Annotated in this window: 19 protein-coding genes; 15 read left to right on the top strand and 4 right to left on the bottom strand. The window is 60.7% G+C overall.

Features of this window, described 5'->3' with window-relative positions:
• The first annotated feature begins 41 nt into the window (after positions 1-41).
• The 10 genes from QF629_06615 to QF629_06570 all read left to right on the top strand — a co-directional run bounded on the left by QF629_06615 (position 42) and on the right by QF629_06570 (position 9600).
• Positions 42-1607: an ABC transporter substrate-binding protein gene (locus QF629_06615; protein MDP6013203.1), complete on the top strand. Its 1566-nt coding sequence runs from the start codon at positions 42-44 to the stop codon at positions 1605-1607.
• Complete coding sequence (locus QF629_06610; protein ID MDP6013202.1) at positions 1591-2616, top strand: ABC transporter permease; 1026 nt, start codon at positions 1591-1593, stop codon at positions 2614-2616. Before QF629_06615 ends, QF629_06610 begins: the two co-directional genes overlap by 17 nt.
• On the top strand, positions 2613-3425 hold the full coding sequence (locus tag QF629_06605; GenBank protein ID MDP6013201.1) for an ABC transporter permease: 813 nt from the start codon (positions 2613-2615) through the stop codon (positions 3423-3425). The genes QF629_06610 and QF629_06605 overlap by 4 nt, the downstream gene beginning before the upstream one ends.
• Positions 3422-4186, top strand: a complete 765-nt coding sequence (locus QF629_06600; GenBank protein ID MDP6013200.1) for an ABC transporter ATP-binding protein — start codon at positions 3422-3424, stop codon at positions 4184-4186. The genes QF629_06605 and QF629_06600 overlap by 4 nt, the downstream gene beginning before the upstream one ends.
• Entirely contained in the window at positions 4183-4920 is a 738-nt protein-coding gene (locus QF629_06595) for an ABC transporter ATP-binding protein (GenBank protein ID MDP6013199.1), read from the top strand. The genes QF629_06600 and QF629_06595 overlap by 4 nt, the downstream gene beginning before the upstream one ends.
• 149 nt (positions 4921-5069) lie before the next feature.
• Entirely contained in the window at positions 5070-5378 is a 309-nt protein-coding gene (locus QF629_06590; protein ID MDP6013198.1) for a hypothetical protein, read from the top strand.
• Positions 5354-5641, top strand: a complete 288-nt coding sequence (gene gatC / locus QF629_06585; GenBank protein MDP6013197.1) for an Asp-tRNA(Asn)/Glu-tRNA(Gln) amidotransferase subunit GatC — start codon at positions 5354-5356, stop codon at positions 5639-5641. Before QF629_06590 ends, gatC begins: the two co-directional genes overlap by 25 nt.
• Positions 5641-7125 (top strand): Asp-tRNA(Asn)/Glu-tRNA(Gln) amidotransferase subunit GatA, encoded by a 1485-nt coding sequence (gatA, locus tag QF629_06580; protein MDP6013196.1) that lies wholly within the window; start codon positions 5641-5643, stop codon positions 7123-7125. Before gatC ends, gatA begins: the two co-directional genes overlap by 1 nt.
• Entirely contained in the window at positions 7122-8567 is a 1446-nt protein-coding gene (gene gatB, locus QF629_06575; GenBank protein ID MDP6013195.1) for an Asp-tRNA(Asn)/Glu-tRNA(Gln) amidotransferase subunit GatB, read from the top strand. The genes gatA and gatB overlap by 4 nt, the downstream gene beginning before the upstream one ends.
• Before the next feature lie 31 nt (positions 8568-8598).
• Positions 8599-9600 carry an NAD(P)-dependent alcohol dehydrogenase gene (locus QF629_06570; protein ID MDP6013194.1) on the top strand — a complete coding sequence of 334 codons (1002 nt, stop codon included), beginning with the start codon at positions 8599-8601 and terminating at the stop codon, positions 9598-9600.
• Positions 9601-9855: 255 nt separating this feature from the next.
• Here QF629_06570 and QF629_06565 read toward each other — a convergent pair whose 3' ends face one another.
• Complete coding sequence (locus QF629_06565; protein ID MDP6013193.1) at positions 9856-10137, bottom strand: hypothetical protein; 282 nt, start codon at positions 10135-10137, stop codon at positions 9856-9858.
• Between QF629_06565 and dctP the strand changes: the two genes are divergently transcribed.
• The 5 genes from dctP to QF629_06540 are packed head-to-tail and all read left to right on the top strand — an operon-like array spanning position 10136 to position 14730.
• Positions 10136-11218 carry a TRAP transporter substrate-binding protein DctP gene (gene dctP, locus QF629_06560; GenBank protein ID MDP6013192.1) on the top strand — a complete coding sequence of 361 codons (1083 nt, stop codon included), beginning with the start codon at positions 10136-10138 and terminating at the stop codon, positions 11216-11218. The two genes, QF629_06565 and dctP, sit on opposite strands and share 2 nt — an antisense overlap.
• A 24-nt stretch (positions 11219-11242) precedes the next feature.
• Positions 11243-12394: an iron-containing alcohol dehydrogenase gene (locus QF629_06555; protein ID MDP6013191.1), complete on the top strand. Its 1152-nt coding sequence runs from the start codon at positions 11243-11245 to the stop codon at positions 12392-12394.
• 14 nt (positions 12395-12408) lie between these two features.
• On the top strand, positions 12409-13002 hold the full coding sequence (locus QF629_06550; protein ID MDP6013190.1) for a bifunctional 4-hydroxy-2-oxoglutarate aldolase/2-dehydro-3-deoxy-phosphogluconate aldolase: 594 nt from the start codon (positions 12409-12411) through the stop codon (positions 13000-13002).
• A complete protein-coding gene (locus tag QF629_06545; GenBank protein MDP6013189.1) occupies positions 12999-13946 on the top strand; it encodes a sugar kinase in 948 nt (315 codons plus the stop codon). The genes QF629_06550 and QF629_06545 overlap by 4 nt, the downstream gene beginning before the upstream one ends.
• Complete coding sequence (locus QF629_06540) at positions 13933-14730, top strand: aldolase/citrate lyase family protein (GenBank protein ID MDP6013188.1); 798 nt, start codon at positions 13933-13935, stop codon at positions 14728-14730. Before QF629_06545 ends, QF629_06540 begins: the two co-directional genes overlap by 14 nt.
• A gap of 88 nt (positions 14731-14818) precedes the next feature.
• Here the strand turns inward: QF629_06540 and QF629_06535 are convergent, their stop codons facing one another.
• From QF629_06535 to QF629_06525, 3 genes are all read right to left on the bottom strand, one after another.
• Positions 14819-16144 (bottom strand): HlyD family type I secretion periplasmic adaptor subunit, encoded by a 1326-nt coding sequence (locus QF629_06535; protein ID MDP6013187.1) that lies wholly within the window; start codon positions 16142-16144, stop codon positions 14819-14821.
• Between the two features lies 1 nt (position 16145).
• Positions 16146-17849: a type I secretion system permease/ATPase gene (locus QF629_06530; protein ID MDP6013186.1), complete on the bottom strand. Its 1704-nt coding sequence runs from the start codon at positions 17847-17849 to the stop codon at positions 16146-16148.
• Positions 17850-18027: 178 nt separating this feature from the next.
• Positions 18028-20817: a calcium-binding protein gene (locus QF629_06525; protein MDP6013185.1), complete on the bottom strand. Its 2790-nt coding sequence runs from the start codon at positions 20815-20817 to the stop codon at positions 18028-18030.
• Between the last annotated feature and the right edge of the window lie 433 nt (positions 20818-21250).

Genomic DNA, 21250 nt, shown 5'->3' with positions numbered 1-21250 from the left:
TGCGCCGGATGGCGGAGAGCGCGAGACTATAGAGACGGCCTATGCCCAAGTCACGCCACCTGCTTTTCGTGCTCGCTTTGCTGGCCGCCGTCTCTCCTGCGGTGGCTGGCACGCCGCGCTCCGTTTTCGTTATGGCAAAGGCGTTGGACGATCTGGTGAGCCTAGATCCGGCCGAGGTTTTCGAGTTCTCGGGCATGGAGATCAACGCCAACCTCTATCAGCGCCTGTTCCGTGCCAACCCGGACGATCCCGCCAATCCGGTCGGCGAGATCGTGGAAAGTTGGCAGGTGAGTCATGATGGACGTGTCTTCACGTTCACCCTGCGCGACGACCTGACATTTCCCGGCGACAGGTCCATCGAGGCGGCGGATGCCGTCTTTTCCCTGCGGCGCGGGGTGACTCTTAACAAGGCGCCGAGCTTCATCCTCACCCAACTGGGGCTGACGGCGGCGTCGGTGCAGGATCGGATTCGGGCGCTCGATGCGCGACGATTTGTGCTCGGCTTGGACCGTGCCTATGCACCCTCTCTGGTATTGAATGTGCTCTCTGCGGGGATCGCGTCCGTGGTGGACCGAGAAGCAGTCGCTGGCAGGAAGTCGGATTGGTTGCGCAGTCACGCCGCGGGTTCCGGGCCCTTTACGCTGAAGCGCTGGCAGCCGGGCGAGTACCTGCTGCTCGACGCCAATCCTGAGTATTCCGGCGGCAAACCGGCGCTCAAGCGCGTGGTCCTGCGCGACATTCGCGAACCTGCCACGCAAAGGTTGCTGCTGGAAGCCGGCGATATTGACGCTGCACGAAATCTGGGGCCTGACCAGATCGCGGCGCTGGCGAAAGATGAGAACATTCGTGTGCTCACCGTGCCACGGGCGCGCCTATTTTACATGGCACTCAACCAACGCCATCCTCTGCTCGGCCGCCCGGAGGTGCGCCGAGCCTTGCGACAGTTGGTCGACTACGAAGCTATTGCGGCGACGCTGCTTGCCGGCCGCGCCAGCGCACATCAGAGTTTTCTGCCGAAGGGCTTTTTCGCGGCGTTGGAAGAGCGCCCCTTTGCCTATCGCCCAGCGCAGGCGAAGGCGTTGTTAGCGGAGGCCGGTCTGGCCGACGGCTTCAGTGTCGGTATGGATGTGCGTTCCGACCCGGTGATGATGCTGGTGGCCCAGGCGATACAGGCGTCGATGGCCGAGGCCGGCGTGGCCGTGGAGATTCTGCCCGGAACAGGCAAGCAAGTTCTGACCCGCTACCGCGCTCGCCGCCACGAGATTTTTATTGGCCAGTGGGGACCCGACTATCTCGATCCGCACACCAATGCCTCGACCTTCGCCCGCAATCCCGACAACAGCGACGACGCGCGCGAGCGTACGCTAGCTTGGCGCAACGGCTGGGAGATTCCTGAGATAACGGCGTTGGCCGAGCAGGCAGTGCTGGAGCGGGACACCGCGCGCCGCGCCAAGATTTATGGTGAGCTGCAACGCCGCATCCAGGCGGATTCGCCTTTCATCGTGCTGTTCCAGGAGAATGAGCTGATCGCGCTTACGGCTGGCGTCAAAGGTTTTACGGCGGGTCTCACCAGCGACCAGACGCTGTACCATGGCATCAGTAAGTAAGCGCCGTCTGGCTGCAGCGGCGCAGCAGTTTGCCGGTGTTGCCTTCACGCTGTTCGGGCTCCTTGTGGTGACCTTTATCATTGGCCGGGTGATCCCAATCGACCCAGTCCTGGCGGTGGTCGGCGACCGCGCAAGCCCCGAGACCTATGCCGCTGCCAAAGTGGCGATGGGGCTCGACCGCTCTCTCGCCATACAGTTCGGGCTCTACCTGCAAGGTATCTTTTCGGGCGACTTCGGTACAAGCGTCGTCACCACCCGTCCGGTGGTGGACGATATCGTCCGCTATTTTCCCGCCACGATGGAGCTTGCGACCGTAGCCATCATGATTGGCATCGCGCTCGGCGTGCCCGCTGGTGTATTGGCGGCAAGCCGGCGTGGGCGTTGGCCTGACCATCTCGTGCGCGTGGTCTCCCTGCTCGGCTATTCGACGCCGGCATTCTGGCTCGCCATGATCGTGCTGCTGGTGTTCTATGCCAATCTTGGCTGGGCCGCTGGCCCGGGCCGCATCGATGTCTACTACGAGGACATTGTTGCACCGGTCACAGGCCTGCTGCTGTTCGATGCTGCGCTCGATGGTGAGTGGGCTATCCTCGGCAATGCCCTGTCGCATCTGGCTTTGCCGGCTCTGGTCTTGGGCAGTTTTTCCGTGGCCTACATTGCGCGCATGACCCGCAGCCTGATGGTCGAGCAGCTGGGCCAGGAATATGTGCTGGCAGCGCGCGCCAAGGGCATGTCCGAAGCGCGCGTGGTCTGGCGTCACGCGCTCGCCAATGCGGCTGTTCCATTGGTCACGGTGGTGGCACTCTCCTATGGCGCTCTGCTCGAAGGTTCGGTCTTGACCGAGACTGTGTTCGCATGGCCCGGCCTTGGCAGCTATATGACTAACTCTCTGCTCAATGCTGATATGAACGCGGTGCTTGGCAGCACGCTTGTCATCGGCGTGGTTTTCCTCGGTCTCAACCTGATCGCCGATCTGCTTTACACCCTGCTGGACCCGCGCGTGTCATGAGGGCGCTGTTCAGCAATCCGGTAGCTGCGGTCGGCATCGTCATCGTTGGCATATTGGTATTGGCAGCGCTGTTCGCGCCTTGGTTAGCCCCTTATGATCCCTTGGGACAAAACCTAGATTCGCGTTTGATGGCGGCGGGCGGCGGGCATCCCCTCGGCACCGACGAGCTAGGTCGCGACATCCTCTCGCGCATGCTATGGGGTGCCCGCACGACGCTTCTCATCATCGTGTTGGTGACTGTGACGGCGGCACCGCTGGGTTTCGTTCTCGGCTGTCTCGCTGGGATGCTCGGCGGCTGGGCTGATATCGCGCTGATGCGGCTCACGGATATTTTTCTTGCCTTTCCACGTCTGATTCTGGCCTTGGCGCTGGCAGCAGCACTCGGCGCCGGGCTAGAGAATGCGGTGCTGGCGATCGCTGTCACCGCATGGCCTGTTTACGCCCGCGTTGCTCGGGCCGAGACGTTGAGTATACGCGACAGCGATTTTGTTGCTGCAGCGCGCCTACAAGGTGCTTCGACATGGCGCATCGTTCGTCGACAAATTATGCCCATGTGTGTTAACTCACTGGTCGTTCGTATAACGCTCGACATGGCCGGAATTGTTCTCACTGTCGCTGGCTTCGGCTTTCTCGGTCTCGGCGTTCCGCCTTCAACGCCAGAGTGGGGGGCGATGATCGCAGCGGGTCGCGAATATCTATTCGATCAGTGGTGGGTCGCGACAGTACCGGGACTTGCCATCGTTTTCGTCAGCCTCGGCTTCAATCTGCTTGGCGATGGCTTGCGCGATGTGCTGGATCCGCGGACATGAGCACGTTGCTTGAAGTTAAAGCGCTCACCGTCGATTATGGCGCAGCGCCCGTAGTCGCGGATGTGAGCTTTTCCTTGGGGCAGGAGAAACTCGGAATTGTTGGGCAATCAGGCGCCGGTAAGTCGAGCGTGGGACGGGCGCTGATGGGCATGCTCGGGTCGCATGCGTCAGTGTCGGTCGAGCATCTAGCCTTGCAAGGCCGCGAGATGTTGCTTTCTGAGCTTGCTCGCTTGCGCGGCGATCGTCTGGCGATGATCCTCCAGGACGCCCGGCATGCCCTGAACCCTGTCATGACCGTCGGTGCGCAAATTGGCGAGACACTGCGTCGCCATCGTGGCCTTCGCGGCTCTGGCGCGCGCGTAGCTGGGCTGGCTCTACTGAAATCCGTGCATGTGGGCGATGCGGCGCGGGTTTGGCAGGCCTATCCGCACGAACTCTCGGGCGGGCTCGGCCAGCGCGCCATGATCGCCATGATGCTAGCTCCAGATCCGGCTTTGCTGATAGCTGATGAACCCACCTCAGCCCTTGACATCATCGCCCGCGAGCGCGTGCTGGCCGAGCTGGATGGCCAGGTCCAGGCCCGCGGTATGGGTCTGATCCTGATCAGTCACGACCTGTCCCTGGTCGGCCGTTTCTGCGACCGCGTGTTGGTCATGCGCGAGGGTAAGGTGGTCGAGACACTGTCCGAGCTAGACGAAGCAACACACCCATATACGCGCGCACTACTGGATGCCGCGCCGAAGCTGCTGGCAACGCCATGATCGAGATCGAGGGCTTCTCGCTCAACTATCAGGATGTGACGGCTGTGCACGAGTTGTCGCTCCATGTAGCGCGCGGCGAGGTCCTGGGGCTGGTCGGTGAATCCGGCTGCGGCAAGACCACTGTGTTGCGCGCCGTGGCTGGGCTGGCACGCAATTGGCGTGGTCGCATCGTCATCAATGGTGGCAAGCGCGATCCCCATCGTCCACGCATGCTGCCGCGCACACTACAAATGGTCTTCCAGGATCCCTATGGCTCGCTCAATCCTCGCCACCGCATCGACGAGTGCTTGGGCGAGCCACTGGCCGTGCATCGCATAGGCGATCGTGAACGGCGGGTGGCCGAGGCCCTGGCGCAGGTCGGGCTCGATGGGGCCTTTGCCGCGCGCTACCCCAACCAGCTCTCGGGCGGTCAGCGTCAGCGCGTCGCCATTGCGAGAGCCTTGATGCTTGAGCCGCCGTTACTTCTGCTAGATGAGCCTACATCGGCCCTCGACGTGGTTACCCAAGCCGAAATATTAACCTTGCTAGCGCGCCTGCGGTCCGAGCGCGGCCTCACTTACCTGCTGGTCAGCCATGACCTAGCAGTGGTCGCCGAATTGTGCGAACGCGTTGCGGTGATGCGAGGCGGGCGCTTGATCGAGAGCGTGAGTTGCGATGCCTTGCGTTCTGGAGAAGGGCTTGCGCCGTATACCCAAGCGCTTCTCGCTGCCAGTCGCGGTGAGAATTTTGATTGAAATAATATCTTAGTACTTCTATTTACTAGATTGAAAAAGTTATGAGTTTCTTTATTTATAGATTACGCAAGATCGTCATTCTCCTAATTCTGATCGGTGTCGCTGTAGTGGGTGCTGTGGGCTAGCGCGCAGTCATCCTGACCCCGTCGATGACCATAGGCGGCCTCTTGCCGTTGCTATCGGAGACAAGCCTGCAGGCAGAGTTCTTCAAGCCCATGGCGCTGATCATTATTTTCGGTCTTTTGGCGACGACGATGCTGGTGCTGATCGTGGTACCGGCGCTGGTCGCCATCCAGAATGATCTGCGCTGGCGGAGCGAGCCGAAGCCACCGCTGAAACACGCCGCCTGGAAGGTGCCGAATAGTCGCGCTTGCCCACGGCTTGCTACGGGTGATAGAGCTGCGGCCATATATCTTCAAGATGGAGAGAAACGATGGCGCTCGACAGGGCGACCGTGACCCATATTACAAAATTGGCGCGCATCCGTGTCGCCGATGATGAGCTCGACCGCCTGGCGGCCGAGCTTTCCAACATTATCGGCTGGGTCGAGCAGCTTTCGGAAGTCAATGTCGAAGGCGTCGAACCGATGACCAGTGTTGTCGACATGGCTCTTCCGACTCGCCAAGACCTGGTAACGGATGGTGGCTACGCCGAGCGCGTCACGGCGAACGCACCGCAGAGCCAGGACGGCTTCTTCCTTGTGCCAAAGGTCATCGAATAATGGCGCTAGTCGGGCTCAGTCTGGTGGAGATGCGCGACGGTCTTGCCGCGGGCGACATGTCGGCGACCGAGCTGGTGGGGGCGCATGTGGAGGCCACAGCGGCTGTCGCGCCGCTCAACGCCTATGTCACGATAACGGGTGAGCAGGCGCTTGCGGCAGCCGAGCAGGCCGATGCGCGCCGCGCTGCGGGTGTGGCGCGCCCACTCGATGGCGTGCCGGTGGCAATCAAGGATTTGTACTGCACTGACGGCGTTGCCACCACCGCTGGCTCCCATATTCTGGACGGCTTCGTACCGCCCTATGAGTCGACGGTGACAGCCAATCTTGCTGCTGCCGGGGCGATCAGCGTCGGCAAGACCAATCTCGACGAATTTGCCATGGGCTCGTCGAACACCACGAGCTATCATGGGCCGGTCGAGAATCCCTGGCAGCGTACCGGCGATAATCGCGCGCTAGTGCCGGGCGGAAGCTCCGGCGGCTCGGCCGCGGTGGTAGCGGCGCGTGCGGTTCCGGTGGCGCTTGGTACGGATACCGGCGGCTCGATCCGCCAACCCGCTGCATTCTGTGGTGTGGTTGGGCTCAAGCCCACGTACGGGCGCTGTTCGCGCTGGGGCATCCTCGCCTTTGCCAGCTCCCTCGACCAGGCAGGACCGATCACCCGCAGTGTGCGCGATGCCGCGATCTCGCTTGGTGCCATTGCCGGTCACGATCCGAAGGATTCGACTTCCGTCGATCATCCGGTGCCCGACTACGAGGCGGCGCTCGGCGGCGGTATGGCCGGGCTCAAGATTGGCGTGCCACGGGAATACCGTGTCGACGGCATGGCTGAGGAAATCGATGTCCTGTGGCAAAATGGAATCGATTGGCTGCGCGATGCCGGGGCGGAAATTGTCGATGTCTCCCTGCCGCACACGAAATATGCGTTACCCGCCTACTACATCATTGCACCCGCCGAAGCGTCGTCGAATCTGGCACGCTATGACGGTGTTAAATACGGCCTCAGGGTCGAGAGCGAAGACCTTATAGACCAATATGAGAGGACACGCGGAGAGGGCTTCGGGGCGGAGGTGCGCCGCCGCGTCCTTATCGGTACTTATGTGTTGTCGGCCGGTTATTACGACGCCTATTACTTGCGGGCGCAACGGGTACGTAGCCTCATCGCACACGACTTCACGAAAGCCTTTGGCAAGGTCGATCTTATCCTGACACCGACCACGCCGTTCACGGCGTTTGCTATCGGCGAGAAGGCGGACGATCCGCTTGCCATGTATTTGAATGATGTCTTCACGGTCCCATCGAGTCTGGCTGGCCTGCCGGCGATATCGCTGCCGGCGGGACTGTCGGCTGACGGCCTGCCGCTCGCCTTGCAGCTGATCGGCCAGCCCTTTGCGGAAGAGACGCTGCTGCGCGGTGCTGAGGCCCTGGAGAGTCGCGCCGCTTTCTCTGCAACACCCGGTTTCACCGTCGATGGAGGCGCACCATGATGGAGGGGCGCACGGGTGAATGGGAGCTCGTTATCGGGCTCGAGGTTCATGCCCAGGTGGTCTCCGGATCAAAGCTGTTTTCCGGCGCAGCGGCCGCCTTTGGCGGCGAGCCAAATTCACAAGTGTCGCTAGTCGACGCTGCGATGCCCGGCATGCTGCCGGTGATCAACGATCATGTCGTCGATCAGGCAGTACGCACCGGCCTTGCCTTGGGTGCCGAGATCCATCGTGTCTCCATATTTGACCGCAAGAACTATTTCTATCCAGATCTGCCACAGGGCTATCAGATATCCCAATTCAGCCGCCCCATCGTTGGCCACGGCGAGATCGGCATCGATATGAAGGATAGCAGCGAGCGGTGCATCGGCATCACGCGGCTGCATCTTGAGCAGGATGCCGGCAAGAGCATCCATGATAGGCATCCGAACAGCACTTGCGTCGATCTCAACAGGTCTGGCGTGCCGCTTATGGAGATCGTCTCGGAACCGGATATGCGCAGCGCCGAGGAGGCCGGGCTGTATGTCACCAAGTTGCGCGCCATCCTGCGCAGTATTGGCACCTGCGACGGCAACATGGAGGAGGGCTCGCTGCGCGCCGACGCAAATGTCTCAGTGCGCCGGCCGGGCGACGAGCTGGGCACGCGCTGCGAGATTAAGAACCTGAACTCGATCCGTTTTCTTAGGCGCGCCATCGAGATCGAGGCGGCACGGCAGATTGCCATTCTCGAGGACGGCGGCACGATTACGCAGGAGACAAGGCTCTTCGACCCCGACCGCGACGAGACGCGCTCCATGCGCTCGAAGGAGGATGCGCACGACTACCGCTATTTTCCCGATCCCGATCTGCTGCCGCTGGTGCTCAGCGAGGAGCGCGTGGCGCGTCTGGCCGCAGAACTGCCCGAGCTTCCCGACGCGCGCAAGGCACGCTTTATGGCCGACTACGGTCTCGCACCGGACGATGCGGTGATGCTGGTCGCTGATGGCGAGCGAGCGGATTTCTTTGAGGCCGTTGCAGCGGGCCGCGACGCGCGGTTAGCGGCCAACTGGATCCGTGTTGAGCTTGGCCGCGCGCTGAACGCCTCGGGTCAAGACATCGCTGACTCCAAGATCACGCCTGACACCCTGGGCGGTCTGCTCGACCTCGTTGCGGCCGAAACCATATCCGGCAGTATTGCCAAGAGGGTCTTCGAGATCATGTTCGAAAGTGGTCGCGATGCGGCGGAGATCGTCGCCGCGGAAGGCCTGGAGCAGGTAAGTGATACCGGTGTTATCGAAGCCGAGGTCGACAAGGTGCTGACCGCCAACCCAGGCCAGGTAGCTGAGTTCAGGGCCGGCAAGGAGAAGCTTATGGGCTTTTTCGTGGGGCAGGTCATGAAGGCGACCAAGGGCAAGGCCAACCCGGGTACGGTCAATGAGATTCTGCGGCGCAAACTCTCCGAGTGAGAAGTCGAGACAGCAACTATGGGAGTGTTCCATGCGAGCCTATGAGATCCAGTCGGGCGACGGCATAGATGCGTTGACAGTTGCCGAGCGGCCGATCCCGAAGCCAGGGCCGGGTCAGGTGCGGGTACGGGTGCGGGCAAACTCGGTCAATTATCGCGACCTGATGATCGTCAGCGATCCCGTGTCGCGCGGCGTGACTTTTCCGCGCATTCCTAATTCCGATGGTGCGGGTGAGGTCACGGCGGTGGGTAAGGGTGTTGGCGGTGTTAGCGTGGGCGATCGTGTCGCGGGCTGCTTCTTTCAGGCCTGGGTGGACGGTGCGATCAACGCCACTGCCATGGCAAGCGCTATGGGTGGCGCGGTGGACGGCATGCTGGCGGAGGAGGTTGTTCTGGCGGCCGATGGCGTGCTGCCAATCCCGGATCATCTGTCTTACGAGGAGGCGGCGACCTTGCCCTGCGCGGCCCTCACCGCCTGGCATGCGCTGGTCGAGAAGGGGCAGGTCACGGCCGGCGAGACGGTGCTACTGCTCGGCACCGGCGGGGTCTCGATCTTTGCCCTTCAGTTCTGTGTCATGTACGGCGCGCGCGCCATCGTGCTATCGAGCAGTGACGAGAAGCTCACTCATGCCCGCAAGATGGGGGCATGGCAGACGCTGAACTATCGCGAGACGCCGGAATGGCACAGCACGGTGGTGGAGATGAGCGGCGGTGGCGTCGATCACGTCGTCGAGGTCGGTGGCGCCGGTACGCTCGAGCGCTCGGTCGAGGCGACACGCGTCGACGGCCATGTGGCGCTGATCGGCATTCTCACGAGCGGCCAAATGAATCCGGTTGCCATCATGCGCAAGTCTTTGACAATGCATGGCATCTATGTTGGCAGCAAAGCTATGTTTCGACGTATGAACACGGCGATCGCGGCGCATGAACTAAAGCCGGTGATTGACCAAACCCTGGCTTTTGATGACGCGCCTGCCGCATACCACGCCATGCAGGCGGCGGGGCATTTTGGCAAGATCGTGATAAGCTTCTGACAGCTTACGCGGCCCGGTCGGGCCAGCTAGTTGGGCACCGGATGGGAGCCGGTGACAATAGTGCGGATGCTTGCGGTCATGATCATTTCTCCCGTGGGCGGAAATAGCGGCGCCACGGCGCTTTTGGGAACTTTGCGGCATCGGCCGGCCCGGCTATGATGCGTGCCGTCAGGCATATCGGGAGACCGGCAATGATGAGAGTGGCCGTGAAAGTATTGGCATTGATGTGGGGGCGCCGCCGTCTCCGCCTTAATGTCATGCGATCCGCTGGTGGACAGTAAATTCGTCGGAAAGAATTGAGCCGGCTGTCATGCCAAAGCCGAAGAGGCTGTGCCTGAATTCATGACCATTGCCAAGGAAGAGGACACTTACACCTTGTGACGTAGCTGCGATGGTATCGAGACGTTGCACTGGCCCAGCAAGCGGCTTGTGCTGACCAGCAAGGAGGTCGACAACGCCGTCGCCAATCTGATGTCTCTTCGCAATCACTGATCGCAGGTCTGCGGGGACCGCAGCCAGCAGGGAGGAACACGCCATGAAGCGCCGCACATTCATCAAAGGGGCCGCAGTGGGATCCGCTGCCACGGCGGCGTCACCATTAGCTGCGCCAGCCATTGCTCAAGGCCGCATCCAGTGGAAGATGGTGACCTGTTGGCCGCGCAACATGCCGGCTATCGGTGTCGGTGCCCAGCGCCTCTGCGATCGCATTGGCGAGATGTCTGGCGGCCGTCTGACGATCAAGCTCTATGCCGCAGGCGAGTTGGTGCCCGCCTTCGAGGTCTTCGATGCCGTGCGCGAGGGCATAGCCGAGGCGGGGCATGACGCGCCCTATTACTGGATCGCTAAACACTCCGCGATCCCCTTTTTCTGCTCAGTTCCGGCCGGTCTGACGCCACAGGAGCATTGCGCCTGGATTACTAGCGGCGGCGGCCAAGCCTTATGGGACGAGCTCAATGCGGATTTCGGCGTACGCGCGTTTCTTGCCGGCTCGGGCTGTCCCAATATGGGCGGCTGGTTTCGCCGCGAGATCAATTCACCGGCCGACCTCGACGGCTTGCGCATGCGCATTCCGGGCCTAGGTGCCGAGGTATTCAGCCGTCTCGGCGTGATCACAGTCAATATGCCAGGCTCTGAGGTGCTGCCGGCATTGCAGTCCGGCGCTATCGATGCAACCGAGTGGGCCGGACCGTACATCGATCTCGCGCTCGGTCTCTACAAGGTGGCGCCGTACTATTACGGCCCCGGCATTCACGAGCCAGGACCAGCGATCTCGCTGCTCGTGAACAACGAGGCCTACGAAGAACTACCGAACGACCTGAAGGCCATGGTCCAGGCTGCGGCGGCCGAAGACAACGGCCGCATGATTTTTGAGACCACCGCCTTCAACGCAACGGCATTGCAAACCTTGATCGAGAAGCATGATGTGGACGTGCGCCACTTCCCGGACGAGGTAATCTCTCTGATGCTTTCCAATGCCGAGGATGTGTTGCGCGAGACAGCCGCCAAGACCGAAATCGGCCAACGGGTATTCGAAAGCTGGAATGCGTTCCGTGGTCGCATGATTGGCAATGCGGCATACAGCGAAATGGGCTATCTCAACAGGCGTGCCGCTGGCTGAGCGCAAGAATACAAGAGGCGAGGCATGGAAGGCTTCCAGTTTCAAACCATCAAGACCATTCGGGCGGAGCCGGGTTCTAGCGCCCGTATTGGCGAACTGATCAAGGAGATCGGTGCCGAGCGCGTGCTGGTGGTGACGGATCCGGGCATCAAGGGGCTTGGCCTGCTTGAGGCGATGCTGTCGGGGCTCGACGATGCCGGTGTGACGGTTACGCTCTACGATAAGGTCGAGGCCGATCCGCCGGAAGCCTCGGTGCTGGAAGCGGGCGCTCTGGCATGCGAAAGCGAGGCGGAGGCGGTTATCGGCTTCGGCGGTGGCAGCTCCATGGATACGGCCAAGCTTGCGTCTTTCCTGGCTCGCTCGGACCAGCCCTTGTCAGAAGCTTATGGTGTGAATAATGCGCGCGGTGAGCGGTTACCACTAATTCAGGTGCCTACCACGGCGGGGACGGGTTCAGAGGTGACGCCGATTGCCATCGTCACCACGGGAGAGGCCACCAAGATGGGGGTTGTCTCGCCCATTCTCTACGCTGACTATGCCATGCTGGATGCGGACCTTACCCTAGGCCTGCCGTCCAAGGTGACGGCCGCCACGGGTATCGATGCCATGGTGCACGCCATCGAAGCCTATACCACTAAGTTCAAGAAGAACCCCGTATCGAATGCTCTCGCGCGTGAGGCGTTGTCGCTGCTCGGCAGCAATATCCGCACAGCCTGCGAGGATGGCGGCAATCGGGAGGCGCGTGCCGCCATGCTGCTCGGCTCACTGCTCGCCGGCATGTCGTTCGCCAACGCACCGTGCGCGGCGGTGCACGCATTGGCCTATCCCATCGGCGGGCATTTCCACGTGCCGCACGGGCTCTCCAACTCGCTCGTGTTGCCGCATGTACTGCGCTTCAACGCCCCGGTCGCTGAAAGTCAGTATGCCGAGATCGCTGGCATTGCCATTCCTGGCATTGAGGCTAGCGGCGATGCCATGACCGAGCGTCTCGCTGCGGGCTTCGAGATCCTAATTAATGATCTGGCCATCGAAAGTTGCTTGCGTGACGTGGGCATCAGCCACAACCAATTGCCAATGATGGCCGAGGACGCCATGAAGCAGCAGCGCCTGCTGGTCAACAATCCGCGCGAGGTCGGCTACGACGACGCGCTCGAGATCTATCAGGCCGCGTTCTGACGACACCCGAAGAAGTGCTGTTCGCGCTCGGCGAGGCGCGGCTGGTTCCTGTCCTACGCCTGTCGAGCACCGAAGCGACGGCTAGAGCGGTGGGCTGGCTGGCCGAGGCTGGGCTGTCGGTGTTCGAGATAACCCTTACAGTGCCCGGCGCGGTGGGCCTAATCGAGCAGTTAACCAAGCGCGGTGAGACACTGGTCGGCGCCGGCACGGTCATGAATGTCGCTGATGCGGAACGCTGCCTTGACGCCGGCGCGCGCTTTCTGGTTTCACCCTGCGTCGTGCCGGAGTTGCCGGCCTTGTGCCATATGCGTGGCGCGGCCTGCCTGTTGGGTGCCTTGACGCCGAGCGAGGTTAAGGCAGCGCTAGATGCGGGTGCGGACGCGGTCAAGATCTTTCCGGCCTCGACCGTTGGGCTCTCGCACTTCAAGGCCCTACGGTCTGTCTTTCCGAAAATCCAGATGGTGCCGACCGGTGGCATCGGTGCGGAGGATATCGCCGATTGGCTGGCGGCCGGGGCGGCCTTTGTCGGTGTTGGTGGCAAGCTCACGGCAGGGGCGCGCGATGACATGATGGCGGCAGCCCGCGACCTGCTCGCCAGGCTGCCGTGAGCGGGACACCCGCCATTGTTTGTCTTGGTGAGCCGATGGCCGAGTTTAGCCAGCTTCCCGATGGACCGCCTGGCCACTACCTGGCAGGGCATGGCGGTGATACCTCCAACTGCGCCATCGCAGCGGCCCGGCAGGGGGCGACCGTCGGCTATATCACGGCACTCGGCACGGACACCTTCGGCGACTCGTTCATCGACCTGTGGCAGTGCGAAGGGATCGACACCACTGGTGTCAAGCGTGACGAGACGGCGCATACCGCGGTCTATTTCATTAACCACGGCTCAGATGGCCATCGCTTCACTTATCTGCGAATGGGCTCGGCGGCGAGCCGCATGGGGTCTGAGGATTTGCCGCACAGCCTCATCGCCGGGGCCAGTATCCTGCATGTTTCCGGTATCAGCCAGGCGATCAGCGAAAGCGCCCGCGATACGGTCTTCCGCGCCATCGAGATCGCGCAGGCGGCCGGGACGCGGGTCTCTTACGATCCTAATTTGCGCCTGTCCCTGTGGCCTCTGGCGCGTGCCCGTACCGTCATCCACGCAGCCCTTGCCGGAGCGGACTACGTGCTAACCAATCTCGAGGAAGGCCGCCAACTTACCGGCGCCGGTTCCGCCGAGGCCATCGCCGCGTTCTATCTCGGCCTGGAGGTCAGCACCGTCGTGGTGAAAATGGGTGCGGACGGTGCTCTGCTGGCGACGGGTGAGGGGGGCCGACACTTGCCGAGCCGCACCGTCGTTGCGGTGGATGCATCCGGCGCCGGCGATACCTTCGACGGCGCCTTTCTTGCGGAGACAGTGCGGGGAGCGGACAGCCTGGCTGCGGCGAGCTATGCCAATGCGGCGGCTGCCCTGTCGACCACGGGATATGGTGCGGTTGCCCCGATCCCGCGGCGTGCCGAAGTAGAGGCAATGTTGAAAAGGAGATCCGGTGATGATGCTACCTAACACAATACGTCAGAAGCTCGATAACAATGAGCCGACGATGGGAACACATTTCCTTTCCAACGATCCTGATATTCCAGAAATCATCGGCGATTCTGAGCTGTTTGACTACGGCGAATACTGTGCCGAATATTCTGTATTCGACATGCAGACGCTCTATCACATGGCGCGGGCCGGTCAGTGTGCGAACCTGCCGCTGATGATAAAGCTCGACCAGGAGGCACAGGGCTTTTGGGCTCAGGCCGCGCTCGGCGCCGGCTTTCAGGCTATCCTATTCACTGATATTCGCAGTGCTGAAGACGTTGCCACCTGCCACCGCTACATACGGGCGGACACGCCGGATATTGGCGGCCATATGGGCCTCAAGCTGCGTCGGCCAGCTCTCTCCAGCTATCAGCCTAACGCCTATACCAATGCGCTGGCGGCGGTGCTGTTCCTGATCATGATCGAGAAGGACATGGCCGTGCAGAACATCGACGAGGTGTTGGCCATGGCGCGCGAGAAGGGTGCCGATATGACTCAATGGGGCGCAGGCGACTTCGGCTTTTCGCGTGGCCAGCCAGGGATGATGGGAACTCCAGAGGTCAAACCATTTGAGGAATTAGTGATAGCCAAGTCGCTGGAATTCGGCGTGGCGCCACGCATTGAAATCGGTACGGTCGAGCAAGCAAAGCGGTATATTGACCTCGGAGTACGCCACTTCTGCATCGGATGGGATCGTTTTATCTACCAGGCGGCCTTGCGTAAGATCGGCGAAGACATGCGCAAGTTGATAGAAACCTTGTGACTTGAGCTATGACTCCGGAATTTCCTGAGGATACCGAATTGGTCAGAACTCGGTGTCCCCTGGTTGCTTTCATCGTATTCAAAACGCGCTACTGCTCCCGGAAGGCCCTATTAAAGCTGGTTGAGATCGGCTTGAAGATGTAGCCGAGTGCTGTGCGTGCACCGGTGATTATCATGACCTCGGCCGGCATGCCGGGATAGAGCGTTGCCCCTTCAAATGCCTTGGCCGGATCCTCGGTCAACTCAATACGCGCCCGGTAGTATGCTTGACCCGTGCGCTCGTCGATTAGCCGGTCGGCCGAAACCGATGTAACCAGACCCTTGAGAGGCTTAGCGTTCCGCATAGAGAACGCTGTTAGCATGACCTGCGCTTCGAGACCGGGGTACACCACGTCTATGTCGATCGGATCTACATTGGCCTCGATCACCAGCTTCTCGTTTGACGGCACAATGTCCATCAGCGCCGCGCCCGGCGCGATCACGCCACCCCGCGTGTGGACCTGGAGATCGACGACCGTGCCGGAAAGTGGCGCCCGGATGTCGGTTCGCCCCAGCACATCATCTGCCGTCCGGATACGCTCGGCGAGGTCGAACAGCTCGGTCTGCACCTGGCGTAGCTCGATCGCCACCTCGTTCAGCAAGTTCGTTCGGATTTCGGTGATCTGGGTTTGGGCCTCGCCAATTCTCTCCCTGGCGCGTGCGATCTCAGCCTGGTGGAGATTTCGGTTGCCTTCTATCTCGGCGAAACGGCGCTGCAGCTCCAATAGCCGCGGCTTCCTTACAAGCCCCTTGTCGAACAGCATCTTCACATCGGTGATCTCGCTCTCGATTAGGTTCTGCTGCGTGTCCTCGGCACGGATTTGACCCTGTAACCCCACGATCACCTCCAAGATCTGTGCGATGCGCTGCTCTTGGATCTTAATCTGGCCCGCGCTCGCTCTTAGTCTCGCCTGGAAGATGTTGATCTGGCCGTCCAAAGTTTCTTTCACTTTGGGTTCGCTGATCTGTTTCATTAAATTATCTGGGAACTGGATTTCGGCTCTGCCATCGCGTTCTGCAATTAAGCGCGCTTTCAGCGCTTGCGCTGCGAGACGGCGGTCCTTTAGTAAATCCAGGGTCGCAAGCGGGCTAGTCACATCGAGTCGGATTAGCACCTGCCCCTGTCGCACGACCTCCCCGTCGCGAACCAAGATCGTGCCAACGATGCCTCCTTCAAGGTGCTGGATCGTTTTTCGGTTAGTGTCTACCGACACCGAACCTGGTGCAATTGCTGCACTCTCGAGTGGTGCCACCGCCGCCCATATCCCGAGGCCACCAAAGAACAAAGCGATGATGGCCGATCCCGCTAGGATTGCTCCCCTAACGCCTGTTCCCTGATCGACGGGCAAACCGGTCTTTCGTAAAACATCCGACATCTTATGCTCCCTGTGCGCTCGTAGCAGGCTGAGCGCGGGTGACCGTCGACAGCACTTGGCTTGGCGGACCAAACGCCTCGACGGCGCCCGCTCTCAGCACCAGCGCCTTGTCGACATGGCGCAGAATACTAGGACGGTGGGCAATCACGACCACCGTCGCACCGCGCTTCTTCAGCGCAGCAATTGCGTTGATCAATGCTTCCTCACCGGCCGCGTCTAGGCTAGCGTTGGGCTCGTCCAGCACCACAAAACGCGGATGGCCGAATACAGCGCGCGCGAGCGCGATACGCTGGCGCTGGCCACCCGATAGCACGGCTCCGGCTTCGCCGATTTCCGTCTCGTAGCCCGACGGCAACTGCAGGATCAATTCGTGGACACCTGCGAGCTGGGCCGCCGAGATCACCGATTCCGGGTCCGCCTCGCCCATACGCGCGATGTTATCGCGCACCGTGCCGGCGAAAAGCTCGATGTCCTGCGGTAAATAGCCGATGTGACGCCCGAGGTCCTCGGCCGCCCAGTCAGCCATGTCCGCTCCGTCGAGCCGGACGTGGCCGAGGCGCGGCTTGGCGATCCCGACCAACAAGGCCGCCAGCGTCGACTTACCTGCTGCCGTCGACCCCACTAGACCTAAAGCTTCGCCCGGCTCAAGCTCGAACGAGACACCCCCGAGTGTGGGTGCCACTCCATCCGGGTGGAAGAACGTCACCCCCTCGACCTTGAGGCGTCCCTCTGGGCGTGGCAGCGTTATCTTGGCTCCGCGTACCCGTGTCGTGGCCAGCTGATCGCGCACCCGCTCGTAAGCGCCGCGTGCGGCGATCGCCGACCTCCATGACCCGATTGCTTGCTCGATCGGCGCCAACGCGCGCGCCATCAGGATAGAGCTGGCAATCATTATGCCTGCGGTGATCTCGCCTCCCAGCATCAGCCACGCGCCGGTCCCTAGGACGCTGATTTGTAGGCACTGGCGGATGAACTTCGACGTCGCCGTGATAGCGCCTGCGCGCCTGCTCGCTCGTGCCTGGAGGTCGAGCATTTCGGTGTTCTTGGCGTGCCAACGTCCGACCAGGTTGGGCATCATCCCCATTGCTTCGATCACGTGCGCGTTGCGCACTGCCGACTCAGCCTGGCGCAGCGCCGTGAACGAGGCGCCACCAGAGCGACGCAGCAGATTCCGTGTTGCCAAATCGTTGGCGATAGCGAGCCCAAACAAGACGATTGCGCCGCCGAGTGATAGCCAACCAAGAATCGGGTGCATCATGAAGATCGCGGCGATGAAAATGGGCGTCCATGGAGAGTCTAGAATTGGGAACATCTCAGAGCCGGTCAGGAATGTGCGAATAGTGGACAAATCGCGCAACCCTTGGATCGATGGTGTACCGGCTGCCGCCACGCTCTTCCCGATACTGCCCTCCAGCACCGTACCACTGAGGCGTTGATCGAGCCACGTGCCCAAACCCACCATAATCCGCGTGCGGCTCATCTCGAGCGCCGCCAGCGTCAGTAGTGCGACCCCCGCGATCAGCGTCAGGTACAGCAGCGTATCTTCGCTCCTAGCTGCAATCACTCGGTCGAAGATTTGAAGCATGTACAATGGCGCTGTCAGCATGAGGACGTTGATGAACAGGCTGAATACGACCACCGCCGCGAACCCGCTGTAGCATGCCGACAACGCTTGTTTCAGAATTGGGTTTGCCGATTTAATCATAGTGTCACTCGTATTGTAGAACATTCTGACACCGCCCCGTGCGGCGCCTTGTTGTCTTGACCAACCAGTAGATATGCCAAAAGGCGTGATGGAGGAGTGACGGCTGTCACAAAGCAGTCTTATTAGGGTGGCGAGACGCCGATTTCCCTAAGAGCCGCGGCCACGGCCGCGACAACGCCTACGCAAAACCGAAATCGCTGGCGTGTAGATCGTCGGCGCTGACGCCGATGAGCGTGATCGAATCGGCACCGAGGTTGATCAAGGTATCGGACCCGACCTGGGTCGCGACGATATCGCCGAAGTCATTCGCACCTGAGTGGCTGGAGAGATCTATGACATCATCGCTTTGCGCGCCCGTGACGAAGCCGTAGATCGTGTCTTGACCGTCGCCGTCGGCGAACACGAACAGGTCATTGCCGATGCCGCCATCGAGCACATCTGCACCCACGCCGCCGATTAACCGATCGTTGCCGTCGCCGCCAAGCAGGGTGTCGTCGCCGATGCGGCCTTCGAGACGGTTGCTACCCTCGTCCCCTAGCAGGCTGTCGTCGTGGTCCGAGCCGATGAGGTTCTCGATGGTGTTCAGTATGTCCCCCTCTGCGTCACCACCGAACCCGGTCCCTGAGAGCTCGACCTTGACCCCGGAGGCTGAACCTAGATACGACGCGGCGTCGGTACCGCCGTTGCCATAGAGCACATCTGCACCCGCGCCTCCGACCAACCAGTCATCGCCGCCGCCGCCATGGAGAATATTGTCGCCTGCGTCCCCGAACAGAAAGTCGTCGTGGGCCGAGCCGAAGAATTCCTCGATGTTGATCAGTGTGTCCCCCTCTGCGTCACCACCGAACCCGGTCCCGTTTGTGAGGTTAACCGTGACCCCAGAGGGCGACCAAAGATACGACGCGGCATCGAAATCCGCGCCGCCGTCGAGTATATCCGCACCCGCCTCGCCCCTTAGAAAATCGTTGCCATCGCTACCATAGAGATAGTCGCTGCCGCTGCCGCCATAGAGGGTGTCGTCGTCGGCGCCGCCATGGAGATCGTCATTGCCGCTGCCGCCATAGAGGGTGTCGTTGCCGGTGCCGCCAAGGAGGGTGTCGTCGCCATCCAACTCATCGCTCGTCTCGATTACGTAGGTGCCAGTATCAGCGTTGAGGGCGTACTCGTACTGCTGAGTTTCATCCTTTAGCTTGGAAAAGAAATCGTAGCCGAAGTTGGAAAGCCCCATCTCGCCCGCCTCTACGGATTCGAGCAACTCGATAGTTTGCGGGTCGGTGCTATTGCTCCACCACTGGCCTTGGGGAGTTTTGAGCCAGAATTCGGTGGCCCAGGTCAAAATTCCCTTCGTCGCAAAAAAGTATTGGTCACATGGCGCCATGCTGTAGACCAAGCTCTTATGCCAACTAGGCAGAAGACCGCCGTATAGCCGGTCGTTGCCATCACCACCATTGAGCCAGTCATCGCCGCGGCCACCAACCAGCCAGTCATTGCCGCTAGGCCCGTGGTATTCGTCTCCCGCGGTGTTGACGGTTCCGCCCCAAATCTCATCGCCGCCATCGCCGCCAAAGAGATAGTCCGCCTCGCCGCCGCCATAGAGGGTATCGCGGCCGGCGTCACCGAAGAGAAAGTCGCTAGCATCGGAGCAGTTCCACTTATTTGGTTGGCCGCCGACCAGTACGTCGTCGCCCTGACCGCCGGAGAGAAAGTCTGTTCCCGTGCCACCATCGAGAAAATCGTTGCCGCTGCGACCGTACAGCCGATCTTGCCTCCATCCACCGGAGAGGTAGTCGTTGCCAGGACCGCCGTCCAGAAAGTCCGGGGCGCCATCTGGTGCCCATCCGCACGGCGGCGCATCGGGCCAATGCTCCGGGGGAATGGGCACGCACTCTTCTTGCCCGGTCGGAAAAGTCTGTTCCGCAAAGCCCCAGTTGCCAGGACTTGCCCAGCCCCAGTCGCCATAGAGCTTGTCGTCGCCACTGCCGCCATAGAGTTCGTCGACAGAGGACTGGCCTTTCAGCAGATCGTTGCCGGCGCCGCCATAGAGATGATCGCTGCCGGTATGGCCATAGAGCTTGTCGTCGCTGCTGCCACCATAAAGGTGGTCGTTACCGTCGGCGCCATAGAGCGTGTCGTCGCCCTTTCCACCCCAGAGAGTGTCGTCGCCCGATCCTTCAAACCATCCGTTGAACCATATTCCTAGACCGCAGTTGGTAACTGGATCGCCATTGAATTCGCCGCCGTGCAGCGTGTCGTCGCCATCGCCACCATAGAGATCGTCGTCGCCTTGGGCTCCAGCTATCGCGTTGTCGCCCGTGTCCCCTATCAGGATGTCGTCGTGGTGTGAGCCGAGAACGTGCTCGATGTTGATCAGTGTGTCCCCCTCGGCATCACCACCGAACCCGACCCCTTCTGAGAGCCTGACCTTGACCCCGGAGGCCGAGTTTATATATGACACGGCGTCCTCATCCGCGCCGCCGTCGAGCACATCTGCACCGGCGCCGCCGATTAACCAGTCGTCACCGACGCCGCCGTATAGCTGGTCGTCACCGTCGCCGCCAAAGAGATTGTCGTTGCCGGTGCGGCCAAGCAAGGTGTCGTCGCCGCCGCGACCCTCGAGGCGGTTGCTACCCCCGTCACCGATCAGGATGTCGTCGCGGTCCGAGCCTATGAGGTTCTCGATGTCGATCAGTGTGTCCCCCTCGGCGTCACCACCCAATCCGGTTCCGTTTGTGAGGTTAACCATGACCCCAGTGGCAGAACTTAGATACGATGCGGTGTCGTTGTCCGCGCCGCCGTCGAGCACATCTGCACCGGCACCGCCGGACAACGTGTCGTTTCCGCTACCGCCGAACAGCAAATCGTTACCCAGATATCCATAGAGTAAGTCGTCTCTATTTAAACCGCGAATGCGGTCACTCTCATCCGTACCATGAAGAACGTCAGAATTTATTGTACCTTTAATATACATCGTAATTCTCCAGCATTAATTTCAGTCATAGTCGTCGCCTTCGTATCCAAAAAAGGTGATTTTTCTAAGTTGTAGCGTGGAGAGCTAAGTAGTTTTTATCTGTGATGGTGGTCACATTTGTTAAAATTTTTTAGAAGAATATATGAAATATTTTCTACATAATATCAATTAGTTACAATTATTAATCCACTCAGTTTCAGCTCCTTATTTAACCTCCTTATCTGACTCCGACGTGCTCGCTTTTGAAGACACGCAGAACTTCGTCGCCAGGGTACCGCCTAATCCATGCTAGCGTTAAGTTCCGATGGACTGTTTCATACTGATTATTAGTTCAGAAGCTGTGTTTTATTTTTTCAAATGATAGATTCTGGGACGAGCGGCCGGTACGCAAGGAAAGAACACGGCCACTTAGTGATGTAATATTTGCGCCACT

The sequence above is a fragment of the Alphaproteobacteria bacterium genome (assembly GCA_030739735.1).
Taxonomy (GTDB): domain Bacteria; phylum Pseudomonadota; class Alphaproteobacteria; order UBA7887; family UBA7887; genus UBA7887.
This window is presented reverse-complemented; position numbering and strand designations above follow the sequence as displayed.